Here is a 15,949-nt window from a genome sequence, read left to right as displayed (position 1 = left end):
ATTGCATGAGCATGACTGTCAATCGGCGTCCAAATGGGACCCCCGATCGGCGCGCAAAAGGGACCCCCTTTCAAGGATGGTGCGACGTTCGAGGAACGCGCCTTGCGCTGCGTGCGGCGTAGGGAGGGCGGAGCCCGAACGGAGACGCGCGCAGCGCAAAGCATCTTAATTTCGACCTGCGGCGGGGATCAGTTTCGGTTCTTGAAACGCCAGCTGTCATTGCCGGTCTCGATGATGTCGCAATGATGGGTGACACGATCGAGAAGAGCGGTGGTCATCTTGGGATCGCCGAACACGGTCGGCCATTCCCCGAACGCCAGGTTGGTCGTGATGATGACGCTGGTTTGCTCATAAAGCTTGCTGACCAGATGGAACAGCAACTGCCCACCTGAGCGGGCGAACGGCAGATAGCCAAGCTCATCGAGCACGACGAGGTCGAGGCGAGAGAGCTGGGCGGCAAGCGCCCCGCTTTTGCCGATCCGGGCTTCCTCTTCGAGACGGGTCACCAGATCCACGGTGTTGAAGTAGCGCCCCCGCGCTCCGGCGCGGACGACATTGGCGGTGATGGCGATGGCCAGATGGGTCTTGCCGGTGCCAGTGCCACCGACCAGGACGACATTGCGCCGTGCGGGCAGGAACGCGCCGCCGTGCAGCGAACGGACCAGCCCTTCGTTGATCGGTGTCCCTTCGAAGCGGAAGGCATCGAGGTCCTTCACCACCGGCAGCTTGGCGGCCGCCATCCGGTATCGGATCGAGGCCGCGTGACGGTGCGTTGCCTCTGCGCGCAGCAGATCGGTCAGTATCTCCATCGTTGTGCGCTGACGCTGGAGCCCTGTGGTGACGGCCTCATCGAACGCGCCAGCCATCCCCTTGAGTCCGAGCCCGCGCATTGCGTCGATCATGTCATGCCGCTGCATGGAAGTTCCTCAGTTGGTCGTAACGGGCACAGTCGGCGATCGGCGGATGCCTCAGGGCGTTGTCCTCCGAAGTGACGATCGTCAGCGGTCGCGGCGGTTCGCGACGCCGTGCCAGGATATTGAGGATCAGATCGTCGCTCGCCGTGCCGGTCGCCAGCGCCTCCCGCACGGCGGCTTCGACGAGCTCCAGGCCATCGGTCAGCACGGCCGCCAGCACGCGCACGAACCGCCGATCGGCATCATCGCCGTTGCCCAGCTTGCGTCGCAACCGGGCGAGCGCCGGCGGCAGTTCCCAGTCCTGGAAGGGTGCGCCGTTGCGCAAAGCGCCGGGCTTGCGGGCCAGCACCGGCAGATAGTGCCAGGGATCATAGATCGTGCGGTTCCGCCCGAAGAAGCGGGGATGCTCGGCGACGACCTCATCACCGCATCGCACGACAATGCGGTCGGCATAGGCCCGGACCTGCACCGTGCGCCGCGCCACCGTCGAGAGGACCGAGTATCGGTTGCGATCGTAGCTGATCAGACAGGTGCCGCTCACGCCGTGTTCGCTCTCGTTGAAGCCGTCGAACGGCCCGAGCATCGACTGTAATGCAGGGCGTTCGATCTCCAGCATCTGCGCCACGGTCTGGTCGCCCTGCTCAGGATGGGCCTGCCGTTCGGCCCAGCGCCGGCACTCAGCTTCCAGCCAGCCATTGAGTTCTTCGAGACTGGCGAACCGCAGACGGGGCTGGAAGAAGCGCCCTCGGATCGTCTGCACCTGGTTCTCGACCTGTCCCTTCTCCCATCCCGCCGCCGGCGAGCAGGCCGTGGGCTCGACCATATAATGGTCGGCCATGATCAGGAACCGCCGGTTGAACACCCGGTCCTTGCCGTTGAACACGCTCGTCACCGCCGTCTTCATATTATCGTAGATGCCGCGCCGGGGCACGCCGCCGAAGAAGGCAAAGCCGCGCGCATGCGCGTCGAACAGCATCTCCTGGGTCTCGCGTGGATAGGCCCGGACATACACAGCCCGCGACGCGCACAGCCGCATGTGCGCGACCTTTACCCGCATCGGCTTGCCAGCGATCTCGACATCCTCGTGGCTCCAGTCGAACTGGTAGGCCTCGCCGGGCTGGAACATCATCGGAATAAAGGCCGTCGTCCCGTCGCCGAAATCCCTGCGCCGCTCGACCTTCCACCGTGCCGTATAGCGGCGCACGGCATCGTAAGAGCCCTCGAAACCCTCACGCACCAGAAGGTCGTGGATACGGGTCATCCGAAGCCGGTCACGCCGGCCCCGTAACTCGTTCTCTTCCAGCAGCCCATCCAGCCGATCCTGAAACGGACCGATACGCGGCAGCGGCTGAACCTTGCGTCGATAATCAAATGCGCCTTCCGGCGCCCGGATCGCCTTGCGGATCACCTTCCGCGAAACATGCAGATCACGCGCGATCGCCTTGATCGCCTTCCCGCCGGCATACTCACGCCGGATACGAACCACTGTCTCCAAAACCAACATCCCGATCTCGCCGCATGAACTTCCACGCGGCTGTGTAAGCTATCGAAATGAGGGGTCCCTTTTAGACGCCGATCACCCCGCTAACGGGGTCCTTTTTGCACGCCGATTCACAGGCACGGGAACAGACGCTGCTGTCTTCGGCCTGACGGATCGCACCAGCCAAAACTCCTCGCTTGCCTCGTCGCCAAACCTGCGCGGCCTCGGAAGCGATGCGACACTGACCCTCATCAATGGGCGTCGCCAAGCGGGATCGGGTGGCCGCGCCAATTTCGCCGATCTCTCCTCAGTTCCGCTTGCAGCCGTCGAGCGCATTGAGATCCTTAAGGACGGCGCATCCGCCACCTACGGGTCGGATGCGGTAGGCGGTGTGGTCAACGTCATCCTGAAGAACGACTTCAGGGGCGCAGATACGCGGCTTAGATCCGGCATCGGCGAGGGCGGGGCGCCAGCCAACTATCAGGCCAGTCAGGTTGTCGGCACAACGTGGAACACTGGCGGGATCCTCGCAGCCTACGAGTATGACTATCGAGGTTCGCTTGCGTCTGCTGACCGCGCCGCAACCCGTTCGGCCGACCTTCGTCCGCTCGGTGGCAACGACTGGAGGCTCTACTACTCAGCTCCGGCGACGATACTCAGCTATGATCCGGTCGCCAGAGCGTATGTTCCTGGTTACGCCGTCCCAACTTACACCGACCGTCCGACTTCCCAGGATTTCATGCCGGGAAGTAACCTGGAAAACCAGTTCGAGCTGTCGGACACACTGCCCTCGCAGGAGCGGCATTCCACATTCCTGAGAGTACGCCAGCAAGCTCTACAGGGTGTCGAACTCTTTGGTGAGGCAAGGTGGTCACGGCGTCAATTTGCCTACGCGAGCTCGCCGTCATCCTCTCTTTTCATCGTCACCGCAGCGAACCCGTATTTCGCCAGCCCCGATGGGTCGCCGTTCTCTGTATTGGCCTACTCTTTCGGAGACGACCTGGGCGCCGCCCGCGCGACTGGATGGGCAGACTCGGCTAGTCTGACGGGGGGCGTAACCGCTGACCTTGGCTCGTCGTGGCAGCTGGACACCTACTATCTCTTCAGTCGCGAGCGGTCCGGTGATCGCACAACGAACACAGTCAACTCGACGGCACTCTCAGAGGCGCTGGGCGCCAGCCCTGACGATCCGGCAACATCGTTCAGTGCCCCGCGAGACGGGTACTTCAACCCATATGGCTCGGGAGCGTCGAACAATGAGACGGTGCTACGCTTCATTGGATCGGGAAACTCGGGTGGGTGGCGGCGCAGCTCGCTCGCCACAGCAGTCGCCAAGCTCGATGGTCCACTTTTCCGTGTCCCCGCAGGTTCGCTGCGCGTGGCGATTGGTGGTGCGTGGCGACGCGAGACACTTTCCTCAAGTGGCTATAATTTCATCAGTGGCATTGCCCCGACCCCGACGCTGTCGGCCTCGGCGGGTCGCAGCATTGGCGCAGGTTTTGGCGAACTGAGTCTGCCCGTATTCGACGAGGAAGCTGGGTTCGGCGTCGGTCGGTTGAGGATGTCGGCTGCGGTGCGATATGAGAGCTACAGTGATTTCGGGGGGACGACGAACCCCAAGTTCGGGGCAACTTGGTCGCTTTCGCGATCGCTGGAACTGCGGGGGAGCTGGGGGACGTCATTTCGGGCTCCCGCGCTACCGGAGGTGTACTCGCCTTTTCGCGTGACACCGACTCAGCTGTCATCTTCAAGCGGAGCGACATTGCCCGTGCTTATACTAAGCGGCGGGAACCAGGGCCTGCGGCCAGAGACGGCTGACACGTTGAGCTTCGGTGTTGTTCTGAAGCCCGCCGCTCGGCTTCGCCTGGACGTTGGCTATTTTCGCACGGTTTTCGACGACCGAATTGACCGCCCTGGAATTCAGAACGTCACTCGCGCGCTTACCGATCCGACACTGGCACCCTTTGTGTCGTTGATCGATCCCGCGAACAATCCAGCGGATCTGGCTCGGGTCGAGGCACTCGCTGCTGACCCCGGCGCTGTCGATGTTGGGTACTTTCCTCTGACCTCCTACCGGGCGATTATCGACGGCAGGTATGTGAACACTCGAAAGGTGGCGGTAGAGGGCCTCGACGTCGATCTCAGTGGCTCCGTCGACTTGCTGGGTGGCACGCTCGCCGCGAACGTCGGCGCGGCTTATCTTTTTCGCTTCTCGCAGCAGCTTACTCCGGCCGCCCCGGTAAATGACATTTCATCCACGGTTGGCTATCCCAGCAAGCTGAAGGCCCGTTCCAGCGTCGATTGGTCCGGCGGCCCATTTGGTTTGACGCTCTCGTCGACCTACGTGGACCGCTATCGGAACACTGACTTCGCGCCCGCGCCGCGCGTCGGATCGTGGATGACTTTCGACCTTCAGATCCGAGCACGTGTTGGTGGCGACGGTGGTTTCACCTTCTCGCTCGACGCACGGAATCTTTTTAACCGAGCCCCACCATTCGTGAACCGGTCGAGCGGGGTTGGTTATGATCCGGCCAACGCCGACGTCTTGGGGCGGAGCATCTCGGTGCAGGTAACGAAGGCCTGGTGACCTAGCAGCGCTTCGGCACCCAAACCGCGGCGCCCCTTAACCCATGGGTAAAAGTGATGCGAGCTCTTCTTGCGGGCTTGGCACTAACGTGCCTCGCCTCCAGCGCTTTCGCGCGTCCGTTCACGATCGATGATATGTTGGCTTCCGAAAGCTATGGGCAAGTTCTCTTTGCGCCCTCCGGTGGCAAAGTCGTCGTGGAGCGGCGAGGACCCTACGACAAGGGAGTGCGCTTCACCTATGGCTTCATGAGCCGCCGCATGACATCGAAGATCATGCTCTTCGAGCTATCTCGGCCTGGCGCGTTGAGCCTGGCGTTTCATCAGGATGATGACGCAGGCTACTGGGTCGGTGGCTTCTCCCCATCCGGGAAAAAGCTCACGGTCTTCGGCCTCCGAAACGACAAACTCCGTCTCGGGATCCTCGACCTCGGGTCGCGTGAGGTGAATTGGCTGCCTGCTGCTCCAGACTTGCCGGCGAGTGCGCCGGCCCCAGTCTGGATCGATGACCATCGGATAATCTACGTTCGATTTCACAGTGATCGGCTCCCAACGATACTCGACAGTGGCGGCATCGTTCAGAGGGTGATGCCGCGCCGCTGGGCCAACGCGGCGACGGGCCGGATTGCGGCTGCAGACCTCGCGAGTACAAAGTTTGCCGGAACGATCCCGTATGAGGGGCGCGATCTAGTGGTTGCGAACGTAGCCACCGGACAGGAGCAGGTTCTCACTTCGGGAGAGATCTCCGACTTCTTGCTGTCGACGGACCGACGCAGTGTGGCCGTGGTTGAACTGGGAGACGCCGTAGCTCCTGATACTGGGCAGCTCGTCACCTTCTTCAACCAGAGCCGCCGACGTCGTCTTCGCGTGCTTGATACTGTGACCGGTCGTGTAACCGAACCCTGCCCCAAGTGCGATCTACAGGATGGATCGTTGAATTTCTCGGACGCCGGGCAGCTAGCTGTCATCGCTCGCCGTGATGGCGCGACGTGGGAGACGGCTAAGGCTCACGTGCTCATTGACGGAGAGCTCGCCGTGCAGGCCACGTCAGGGGCGAGGTCCGAGACCATTGTATGGTCGGGGGAGAACCTGCTCGTGAGGTCGCACGCCAGCGGTTGGTCGGGTCTGCTAGCTGGTTCGAATATGCAGCCGCGTCATGTTGGAGAATACGGCTTGGTCGCGGCCAGCGGCGGCATCGTCTGGCTGTCGAATGCTGAGGGATTGTGGCGGGTTGGCCCATCGCTCGAGCCGAAGAAGGTCGCCGGTGCTGATCATCCGATCGTGGATCTCGACTTTCTCGATGCCAATAGCACCGGGATCCGCCGCTTCCGCCGCCCGGAAGCGCCCCTTCTTCGCAGGTTCGGGGCGCAAAGTGATCGAATTAATTTCGGTTTCAAAAGTGACTCGCCGACGACGCTTTCGGTTTCACGCGGCTCACAAATCCTTGCTGTGTCGGACAGGGACAAAAGTGCGATCACTCTTTCGACAGATACCCACGGAGTAGGGCGCCTCTATCTCAACTCATCGGGATCGCCCCCTCGTCTAGTCGATACCATTTCTGCCCGCCTCGCCGATGTGATCCCACCCAAGGCAATTGCTCTGAAGCGGAGGGTTGGAGAGCTTTCGGTGGTTGACTGGCTCCTCGTACCCGAGGGGAAGGGGCCTTTTCCGCTTGTAATCCACCCTTACCAGGGAACGACATATGGCGACGATCTGCCCTGGCTCGCGAAGCCAGAAGGTCTGAGTCCGGTTTTAAAGCCATCGATCCTTGTCGCGAATGGCTACGCGGTCCTGCTGCCCAGCATTCCGGAAGGGTCCGCGCGACAGCTCCAGGAGACGTTGATCAACAATCTGGATGAGGCGGTTGACGCCGGTCTTTCCACGGGCCTCATCGACGCTTCGCGTATGGCTATCCATGGGCACAGCTACGGCGGTATAAATGCGTTGACGATCGCAACTCGGTCATCTCGCTACCGCGCTATCATTTCCTCAAGCGCCTTGGTCGAGTTTGGGGCGGCCTATGGGTCGGTTTCCCCTGCCCAGAAGGTCAGCTTCCTGGGAGGACCGCCCCTCAGTGCGAACATCGCATGGTACGAGACAGGCCAAGGCAGGTTCGAAGCCGCTCCTTGGTCAGATCCGGAACGCTACGTCCGCGCCAGCAGCTTTTTCGCCGCTGACAAAGTCCAGGCGCCCCTGCTGTTGATAGCGGCCGAATTTGACTATTTTCCGATAGAGCAGGCAGAGCATCTGTTTGTCAGCCTTGCGCGGCTGGGAAAGGACGCATCGCTGCTTCGACTCTACGGTGATGGCCACATCCGCCACAGCCCGGGAAACATCAGATACGAATGGAATACGATTCTGGCGTTCCTGAAAGAGAAGATGCCTCCAGCCGCGAATGCCTCAGGGGAGCGGCGTTAGCACCAGTTGCGCATCCAGCTTTCCATGCTCGCATACTGCAGAAATGCTCGGTAATCCGTCCCAAGCCTGATCGCGTCGATGCCCATGGCCTCTTCGATTGCACAGGGGTTGAGAAGGCCCGCCCCCACAAGCCTTCCGTGTAGAAGATAGTCCAGAAGCCAATCGCGGTTACGAAGTATCGCTCTGGCATAGTGATCGGAGGCCTCCCCCTTGTTGCGGCGAGAGAGCACCGATAACGGAAGCCTCGCCTTGAATGTCTCCCTCGCCAGTCCCCGATCTCGAGAGCCAGACTGCAGAACGTACGTGGGACACGCCAAAGCAACCTCAAGGAGCGGCTGGGTTAGGAGCGGGTGAATCATCGACGCAGTTGGCGCGAATAGCCGGTCCCCATGGAAAACCTGGCAGTGGGCCAGCACCATGAGGTGAAGCGCCTTTGCAGGGGGAAGATCGGCGCATTCCACCTGCCATGGGTGGACTGGCAACGGATCTTTGAGGGCTGGAGCCGCTGCCGGTCCAAGTAGATGGGGCGTCAACCAGTCGTGATCACCTCGATCGTCTTTCGTCCGCCTTCCAAACGCGGCCGCTAGGACGCTCCAGATGGATCCTTTCACCCTCCTCGCATCATCAATGGTGTTTGGGGCGAGTAGCGATCTCATCCCCAATTCCCGGCTGCGATCCGCAGCGACGAGGCGGGTTGGGACGTTGAAGAAAAGCGAATCTCCTCCTTGCCCTGTCATGATTATATCAATCTGCTCGCGGTCGATCAGATCCTGCCTTGCCCGGGCGAACACGCTATCGAGGCCATGTACAACGGGCTGAACGCCCTGCGCCAGCGCGTCAAAGGCACTGTAACAGGGAAGCGCGTCGGCACTCGAGTATAGGTGGAGAGGCGTGTCCCAGCGATCAGCGACATCGGTCGCAAAATGGGCTTCGTTCCCACCTCTGCCCGCAGTGGCGAAATTGAATGGCTTTGGCCGATGTCCCAGGCTCGCAAGCGACGAGAATACGATCGAAGAGTCGAGGCCACCTGAGAGCTCCACGCCGATCCGCCTGTTATTGGCTAGTGCTCGGAGCACGTCGTCCAACACGGACGCCAGAACGTCCGACGTGAGCACATTGCGGCGTCGTGCGATCTCGCTGGGACGCCAGATTCGCTTGAAATCTGCCGCGTTCCTAAGGCTGACGAGGTGCCCGGGAGTGACGATTTCGACATTAGATAGTCCAGACAAGAAAGCGGGCGCGGCTGGACTGGCGAGGAGCTTGGCGACAGCACTGGTGTCGATGCTCCAGTTCAGTCCAGCGGCTTTCAGAAATGCGGGAGTCAGTCGTGTCGATGCCACCTGCAGATCGTGCGAACGAGCAATAAAGAGGGGAACAGCTCCTGACGGATCCCGGAGTGCAAACATCCCAATTTCGTCCGCCACAAAGGCGACGTAGCTTCCCCACGCTTGGCGAATGATGGCCTTCGCCGCCTCCGGGGCAGTTTTGGCGCACCCAAGCGCTGTCTCAAGCCGTTGGAGATCCTTGCAATGCAGCTCGCCGAAAACCTGGAGGGAAACCGCTCCATTGCAGGTATCGAGAACCGGATTGCTTGCGCCAAATGTCCGGGTCGTGCCGGAACTCGATTGAGAGCTACGTCGCTCTCTGGCGCCGAAATTTCGCTCTGCGGCATCTACGGCGCCTTTGATGCGATCATCAGCTTCAGACTGCGCGCATAGCGCCATTGCTATTGGCTGTTTCATGTCAACCCACCGCGATCGGAACAAATGCCGCGGTCTGCTCGAGATCGTCGGTCAGCACGACGTCTCCGGCTTGGACCCAGCTATGGGCTTCGAACGGAAATTGGCGAACGCCGATCACCAACACGCTCTGGTGGCCGCTCGCGCTTAGATATGAGCGCAGAAGCAGCGAATGCGGGAGACACCGGGACAGCTTTGGCACGAACGGACGCATCGACCGAAAGCGCCGGGCCGCCGCGACTGTCTCGGCATCGGCGGCAGGCGTCCGTGCGCCCTCGTCGGGAAACCAGTCGGCAGGGCTCCCGATGCGGAGAGCCCATAGCGCAGCTGGTATGGAAGTCGCTAGCCTGATCCAATCGCCCCGGCGGGGAGGTTCCCTACTTGTCGGTTCATATGAGTCGAGATCTCGGCGGGCTCGGGGCACCACATGCGGATCAGTAAAGCGGACGTCGTTTACGACCGTGTCCAAAAACCCGGCAACTTCCTCCTGTCCTCTGGTTCCCTGCGCGGATGACTGCGGGATCGCCAGATAGTCGGCCTTGGCGAGGTCGAGGACTATGGTCAGGCCGTCGAGGTTGGCGGCACGGTAGCGTGGCTTTCGCATGATAGTCGTATGGGGAAGCGGAGAGTACCGCTTCCCCATCCCGTCAGACGTTCTTGCGGAGGAACATCGGGTTCTCGAGTTCCGGGGTCTCCGTCCCCCCGATCGCCTTCGTGAGATCGCGGGCACTGCCGAGCTTGATGGCCCGGCCACTCAGATGAGTCTTCATGTTCGAACTCCTTCGCTATCAAGCAGCGATATTGCTGCAGCGGAAGTGAGCGCCCGCAGCTCGGTCTATTCGAGTGCTTTTTCGAATCTTTTTGTGAGGGTCGGCGCCCAGCCGACATCATCAGTGGAGCGGAACGACACGGCTGCGACGGCGTTCGGGGGACAGTACGCCTTTGCCCCCGTTGGCCATGATGCCACGTAGGTCCGTAGCCGCGAAATGGTGCGGGGGACCGAGCGATAGACCTAATCAGACGAGCTCTCAGACCTGGAATGCTCGAACACATAGCGCGCGATTGCAGGGGCCGCCGATACGCACTCTCCAAAGTGACGTTCGAGCTGCGTCTTTAGTTTGGCGGCGTCGCCATCGGCCAGCTGGCTCTCCAAATCTCCGAGATTCCGTTCCGCAGACTCGAGAACGTGGGGCTCTGCCATAATGTACGAGTGGAGCCGCAGTAGTGAGCGGCGTAACGTTATCGCTGCGCTCGGCAGGTCGGCTGCGCGGGCCAAAGAGAGGAACAACGCCTCTAATCGCCCGGCATACGTGGACTGGCACGGCTTTGGCACATCAATCTGCTCAACCGCCTGTGTCACAACGGCTAACGCAAGAGTTCCCATGAATCGGTATTCGCTAACCAACTCATGAGGCTGGAGCAGCGGAAGCGAGTACCCGTCCCGGTAGCGGGAGCCGAGAATACCTTCGCCCCGAAGCCGTGCGAGGGCCTCGCGCACCGGGCTTGGACTGATGCCGAGCTCGAAAGCGAGCGCAGTAACATCGATGGCTTCGCCAGCTTTCCACCGACCCGCGCGAACTGCCTCGCGGACAAATTGCGCTGCATGCTCGTGCGCGCCTCCTGAGAACCTGGATTTCGTCACCGTCGGACAGGATGGAGGTGTTGATGCTCGCGGATGCAGTGGAATCCGGTACAGCGCTGGCAACTAGGTGGAAAAAGGCACCACAGATTGCTGATCCTGCGTGGCCCGCGCGATGTCGTTGCGTCGCAACTGCGCAGCCCTTGCGCAGCATGCGCGGGAGGTCTCGATCGCGCTCTGGGCCCGTTCGGACCATAGAATAGGCGGAGGCAGGATGTGTCCGGTCGTTGCACCTTTGATTTTTAGGTTGGCGCTCCGTTACTACAAAGGTGATTCTTTCGGGTTCACGTGAGGACCTTCGAGCGCAGACTGGCGTTTGGATCGATCTCGTTTAGATCAGGAGCGATGCGCACAGACCTTGATCACCTGCCGAAAGGCAAGCGGCTTGAACTTGATGAGATCGTGCGGATTCTCGTAGCGGAGTTCGAGGATGCTCTGGCCGGCCGCAGCGCGCCGCACCGCAAGGCGGGCAGGATACTGAAGATCATCCTCTTCGGATCGCACGCCAGAGGTGACTGGGTCGATGACCCTGCAGGAGGGTATTTCTCCGATTTCGATATCCTCGTCGTCGTGAATCACGAGGAACTTACCGACGTTATGGAATACTGGGCTCAGGCTGAGGACCACCTCGTTCGGGAGCAAACCATTACCGGCAGGATCCAGACACCGGTGAACTTCATTGTCCACAGCCTGAGCGATGTTAACGCGCAGCTGCGTCGTGGACGTCCATTCTTTGTAGATTTGCTTCGAGACGCGATCGCCCTCTACGAGGCTCCGCACCATCCATTCGACCAGCCGAAGCGGCTGTCGGACGAGGCTGCTCTGGAGGAGGCGAAGGCCTCCTTCAATCAATGGTTTCTGAGCGCCGAGGAATTCCTGCTGCTCGCTAGACTGGCGAACGGGGAGGGGCTCAGCAACAAGACCGCTTTCCTCCTGCATCAAGCGACAGAGCATCTCTATCACTGCACGCTGTTGGTGCTCACACTCTATAGCCCCAAGTCGCACAAACTGAATCGGCTGCGATCCTCGGCCGAGGGAGTAGCAACGTCGCTCATTGAGGCTTGGCCCCGCGACACGCGTTTTGCTCAGCGGGCTTTTGAGTTGCTGCGACGAGCGTATGTCGAGGCCCGCTATTCACCCAATTTCAAGATCACCGATGAGGAACTAGCTTGGCTTATGGATCGGGTCGAGAGACTGGTTCAATTGGTGCGTGACGTGTGCGAGGTTCGACTCGCTGAGAGCGCTGACCCACATTGATAAGCGAGAGGCTTCGAGAAATCGAGCGGCACTGTTTGAACCGCGCCGGGTCTGCCGGAGGCGTTGGTTTGTGAGTCACGCTGCCATATCGATGTTGTCTGCGGCAGCATAATATTGATTTTCGGCTTCGGCAGGCGGGATGTTGCCGATGGGCTCCAGCAGTTTGCGATGGTTGAACCAGTCGACCCATTCCAGCGTGGCGTACTCAACCGCTTCGAAGCTGCGCCACGGTCCGCGCGGGTGGATCACCTCAGCCGTTGATCGTCTCGGCCAAAGCATTGTTCCTGAAACAAGTTCAGGACAGGCTACGCCGTCGCCGACGCTGCCGACCGAGGGCTCGATCCCGGCTTCGGCGAGGCGCTCGGTGTACTTGATGGACACGTATTGCGAACCACGGTCGCTATGATGGATGAGGCCGCCCCGGTGGGTCGGCCGACGATCATGAAGTGCCTGATCCAGTGCATCAAGGACGAAGCTGGCATGCGCCGTCCGGCTGGCTCGCCAGCCAACAAACCGCCGAGCCTAGGTGTCGATGACAAAGACGACGCAGTCGAACCCCAGGTCGGACGTAGGTGAAGCCCGACACCCACAGCATAGTTGGCGCTGGCGCGTAGAACCTGCGGTTGCCGTGATCGAGCGTTGACGGTGCCGCCTTGTCGCTGACCGTGGTGCGCACCGGCTTGGCCCGGATCACGCCTGCCAAGCCCATCTCACGCATCAGGCAAGCGACCGTACACCGCCCGATCGGACAACCTTCCCGCATCAACTGCCGCCAGACCTTGCGCACACGTAGACCGCGAAGTTCTCGGCAACACGCGCGCGACCTCTGGCTTGAGGGCCGCATCCTGCCGTGCTCGCGCCGACAGGCATGTCGGATCCTGTCGCTGCGCGACGCTCATGACAGGTGGATGGGGCGATCCGCGGGACGCGGCAGATCGGCGCGACCCCATAGGCGTCGCGGTGATCGTCAATGAACGCGGTCATCGCCGGCACGGGTGGTCGAGCTCCGCCTGCGCAAAATATGCTGACGCCTTGCGCAGGATCTCGTTGACCTGGCGCAGCTCGCGAACCTCGCGCTCCAGCGCCTTCGTTTTATCGGCAACCTCGGTCGGAACACCGGCGCGCTTGCCGCTGTTGACCTCCGCCTTTTTCACCCACTCATGCAGCGTCTGCGGAACGCGGCCAATATTCTCTGCGAAGGACACCACCGCCGCCCAGCGAGAGGGGTAATCGCGCTCGTGATCGGCCACCATCCGCACCGCTCGCTCGCGGACTTCCGGCGCAAATTGTTGGTTGTCTTGCTCATACAGGCTTCACCTTCTCAGGAGTTGGAGCCTCCGGCAAACCCGGCGCGGTTCACTTCCTCAGGGAATACGACGGAAACGAGATGATCGCGAACCTCCGCGTGCGCTGACGACGGGCCCCGCGACGCCGCCGAGCCGCGCGCGAGCGTCGTCGATAAATGTCGGACTTCGCTCTCCCGACTCAGGAGGTGCCATTTCCTCCGTAATTCTCGATAAGTCGGTATCCACATGAGCTCTCCCGCGGCAACAGGTCCACCGCGGGTTTTGTAACGCAGCTAGCGGATGTTTCCTTCCAGAGCGGCAATTGCTGCCTTAGTATCGCCTGCGCGGATGGCCGAGATAATTGCTTCGTGCTCCGCAATCGCTTGGTCCGGGGTGCTGATACGTTGATAATTCATGCGCATGCGCAAAATGATCGGCTGCCAAAGATTGACCAGATCCTCGCCAGCTGCGGCTAGCAGGATCACCCGGTGGAATGCGATATCCGCTTTGGTGACCGCAGCGAAATCATGCTCTCGCAAGCGTTTCGTCAGCTCCTCAAAAGCCGTTTCCAGCTGATCCAGCAATCCGTCAGGCCGATCCTTGATGACCCGCTTCACCGCGAACATCTCGATCTGGCGCCGCAACTTGATCATCAGGGCCTGCAGATCAGGTGGCGGAATGTCGTTGACCATTGTTCCGCGATGCGCGCGCGTGATGAGAAGGCCTTCTTTGGAAAGCTCCAGCAAAACGTCGCGTATGCGGCCGCGAGAGACGCCGAAGCGCTGAGCCAGCGCCTCTTCGGTAAGCTTCTGGTTGGGCGCGAGCGCGCCCGAGATGATGTCTGATCGAAGCCGATCCGCTATTTGCTCCCGCACCGCGATGATCATGCTATCGCCATCAGCCATTTGTCGATTGTCCATAATTTGTTCGCGCGGACCTTCGTTGACGCGCGCGATGGTCGACGTCAAGAGCGGGGCGCCCGGAGATTCGAGGCTGGATCGCGTGCAGAACAACGAGGAACCGGGGCCTGGCCGCGGGCCAGCCTCAAACCGAATCTGAAGGCGGAGGCGCGCCCATTGCGGCGCTAATCCGCGCGGCGGTGTCCCTGATCGCGGTGACCGCTTCGTCGAGTGGCATCGAGTCGCCCGCCTGATTGACATATCCCATGCTCAGTGCGGCGAGCACGCCTCCGCGCCCAAAAACCGGGACGCTGCTGTTGATGACGCCATTCACCAGCACGCTCTCGATCGTCTCGAAGCCGAGGCTCCTTGCGGCAGCGACGCGCGCTATGAACGTCGCGGCCTCGTCCGGCGACGCCGGTGCAACGAGAAGGTTCAACCGCTCCTCAGGCGAAAACGCCGTGACGACGACGCCCGAACTGGTTGCAAGCGCGGGAAAAATCGCCCCGGTTCGAACTGAATATCCCGCGGGCCGGGGACTTGGCACCGAGGCCAGAACCAGGATCGAGTCACCGTTCAAAACTGCCAGATGGCATGACTGTTCAGCACGGCGAGAAAGATTCTCCATCAGCGGCAGTGCCTGTGAGATTAACCGTTCGGTCGGCTCGAACTGATGGGACAGCTCAAACAAACGAAGAGTGAGACCGTAGCGGCCCGCCACATCCTGTCGAACATAGCCGCGATCGGCAAGATACAGCACTATCCGATAGATTTCGCCCATCGTACGCTCGAGACGATCGGCAATCTCGTTCATCGCCAGCCCGTCGGGTGACCCCGCCAGCAACTCGATCACGTCTAGCCCTTTTCCGAGCGCGGGCACCTGCGCCGGTCCCGCCTCGCCCCGGGGGCGATGCACGCGTGCGCGACGCGCGGCGCTTGGAATGGCTTTGTCGTTCATCCGCCCGCGCCTTGCTCGCCTCCAAACAAATTGGAAGGGGGATCCTTTGCGGCCATGGCGAAACAGATTGTCATCAGCTCGTTCTCGATCCTGAGCCCATGATCGACCGAATGGTCCATCGCGCTACGCACGGCCGCCTTTACCGACTGTGTAGCGATCGACGAATGGCCGGCGATGATGGCGGCGATGCGTCGGGCCGTTTCCAGTTCCTCCCCGGGTTCGACAAGCCATTCTACCATGCCTATGTCGAGAGCTTCCTGGGCCGAGAAGCGGTCGCCGGTGAGCAGATAGCGCATGGCCCTGCCGTAGCCGGCCAGCCGGGTGAGGTGCTGCGCCGCCCCACCGGCGCCGGTCCAGCCCAACTGAACTTCCGGCGCACCGAAAGTAGCTGAACGCGCCGCGACGCGCAGGTCGCAGGCGAGAGCAATCTCCAGTCCGCCACCCAGCGCCCAGCCCTTTACCGCAGCGATGCATGGTTTGCGCAAACTGCGTATGCTCGCAATATAATCGTTGCGATTACGCCACGCCCAAGGGTCTCGATAGGTGGCCAGGTTCCCGAGATCAGAACCCGCGCAGAATGCCCGATCACCCGCCCCGCAGATGATTGCGACGTGCACTGCATCGTCTCGATTCACGGCCGCGCAATGCGCTGCGATCTGTTCGTACATCGCCCGTGTCAGCGCATTGTGCTTGGCGGGGCGGTTCAGGATGATCTCTGCGACGCGCCCCGTGATCTGAAGATCGACTGTCTCTTCCATGCCGTCGGCCTATCGATA

Annotated in this window: 12 protein-coding genes, 1 pseudogene and 1 other annotated feature; of the genes and pseudogenes, 3 read left to right on the top strand and 10 right to left on the bottom strand. The window is 61.2% G+C overall.

The window, feature by feature from the left end:
* Window positions 1-188 precede the first annotated feature (188 nt).
* Together istB and istA are read right to left on the bottom strand one after the other, a co-directional pair.
* Window positions 189-917 (bottom strand): IS21-like element helper ATPase IstB, encoded by a 729-nt coding sequence (gene istB / locus ACRYLO_RS13145; RefSeq protein ID WP_170172217.1) that lies wholly within the window; start codon window positions 915-917, stop codon window positions 189-191.
* The gene (gene istA, locus ACRYLO_RS13140; RefSeq protein ID WP_170172218.1) at window positions 904-2,418 is read right to left on the bottom strand and encodes an IS21 family transposase; all 1,515 of its coding nucleotides are present in this window, start codon (window positions 2,416-2,418) and stop codon (window positions 904-906) included. The genes istB and istA overlap by 14 nt, the downstream gene beginning before the upstream one ends.
* On the opposite strand from istA, the gene ACRYLO_RS13135 reads away from it, so the two are divergent.
* Window positions 2,312-4,981: a TonB-dependent receptor domain-containing protein gene (locus ACRYLO_RS13135; protein WP_482660571.1), complete on the top strand. Its 2,670-nt coding sequence runs from the start codon at window positions 2,312-2,314 to the stop codon at window positions 4,979-4,981. The genes istA and ACRYLO_RS13135 overlap by 107 nt on opposite strands.
* A 56-nt stretch (window positions 4,982-5,037) precedes the next feature.
* On the top strand, window positions 5,038-7,395 hold the full coding sequence (locus ACRYLO_RS13130; protein ID WP_482660570.1) for an alpha/beta hydrolase family protein: 2,358 nt from the start codon (window positions 5,038-5,040) through the stop codon (window positions 7,393-7,395).
* On the opposite strand, the gene ACRYLO_RS13125 is transcribed toward ACRYLO_RS13130, so the two are convergent.
* The 4 genes from ACRYLO_RS13125 to ACRYLO_RS13110 form a co-directional block, all read right to left on the bottom strand.
* Entirely contained in the window at window positions 7,392-9,137 is a 1,746-nt protein-coding gene (locus ACRYLO_RS13125; protein WP_482660569.1) for an asparagine synthase-related protein, read from the bottom strand. The two genes, ACRYLO_RS13130 and ACRYLO_RS13125, sit on opposite strands and share 4 nt — an antisense overlap.
* Before the next feature lies 1 nt (window position 9,138).
* A complete protein-coding gene (locus ACRYLO_RS13120; RefSeq protein WP_482660568.1) occupies window positions 9,139-9,738 on the bottom strand; it encodes a lasso peptide biosynthesis B2 protein in 600 nt (199 codons plus the stop codon).
* Between the two features lie 43 nt (window positions 9,739-9,781).
* A complete protein-coding gene (locus ACRYLO_RS13115; protein WP_482660567.1) occupies window positions 9,782-9,904 on the bottom strand; it encodes a hypothetical protein in 123 nt (40 codons plus the stop codon).
* Window positions 9,905-10,146: 242 nt separating this feature from the next.
* A complete protein-coding gene (locus ACRYLO_RS13110) occupies window positions 10,147-10,776 on the bottom strand; it encodes a GntR family transcriptional regulator (RefSeq protein ID WP_482660566.1) in 630 nt (209 codons plus the stop codon).
* A 342-nt stretch (window positions 10,777-11,118) separates the two neighbouring features.
* Between ACRYLO_RS13110 and ACRYLO_RS13105 the strand changes: the two genes are divergently transcribed.
* Complete coding sequence (locus ACRYLO_RS13105) at window positions 11,119-12,030, top strand: HEPN domain-containing protein (protein ID WP_482660565.1); 912 nt, start codon at window positions 11,119-11,121, stop codon at window positions 12,028-12,030.
* Between the two features lie 75 nt (window positions 12,031-12,105).
* On the opposite strand, the pseudogene ACRYLO_RS13100 reads toward ACRYLO_RS13105, so the two are convergent.
* From ACRYLO_RS13100 to ACRYLO_RS13085, 4 genes and pseudogenes are all read right to left on the bottom strand, one after another.
* Window positions 12,106-13,283, bottom strand: a pseudogene (locus ACRYLO_RS13100) (IS3 family transposase).
* Window positions 12,940-13,056 (bottom strand) — a sequence feature (AL1L pseudoknot). Its footprint overlaps the pseudogene before it by 117 nt.
* Window positions 13,284-13,609: 326 nt before the next feature.
* Entirely contained in the window at window positions 13,610-14,284 is a 675-nt protein-coding gene (locus ACRYLO_RS13095) for a GntR family transcriptional regulator (protein ID WP_482660564.1), read from the bottom strand.
* A 76-nt stretch (window positions 14,285-14,360) separates the two neighbouring features.
* Window positions 14,361-15,173 carry an IclR family transcriptional regulator gene (locus tag ACRYLO_RS13090; RefSeq protein ID WP_482660563.1) on the bottom strand — a complete coding sequence of 271 codons (813 nt, stop codon included), beginning with the start codon at window positions 15,171-15,173 and terminating at the stop codon, window positions 14,361-14,363.
* Window positions 15,170-15,931 carry an enoyl-CoA hydratase/isomerase family protein gene (locus ACRYLO_RS13085; RefSeq protein WP_482660562.1) on the bottom strand — a complete coding sequence of 254 codons (762 nt, stop codon included), beginning with the start codon at window positions 15,929-15,931 and terminating at the stop codon, window positions 15,170-15,172. The genes ACRYLO_RS13090 and ACRYLO_RS13085 overlap by 4 nt, the downstream gene beginning before the upstream one ends.
* Window positions 15,932-15,949: the final 18 nt, after the last annotated feature.

The sequence above is a fragment of the Sphingomonas sp. SDUR79 genome (assembly GCF_056821745.1).
This window is presented reverse-complemented; position numbering and strand designations above follow the sequence as displayed.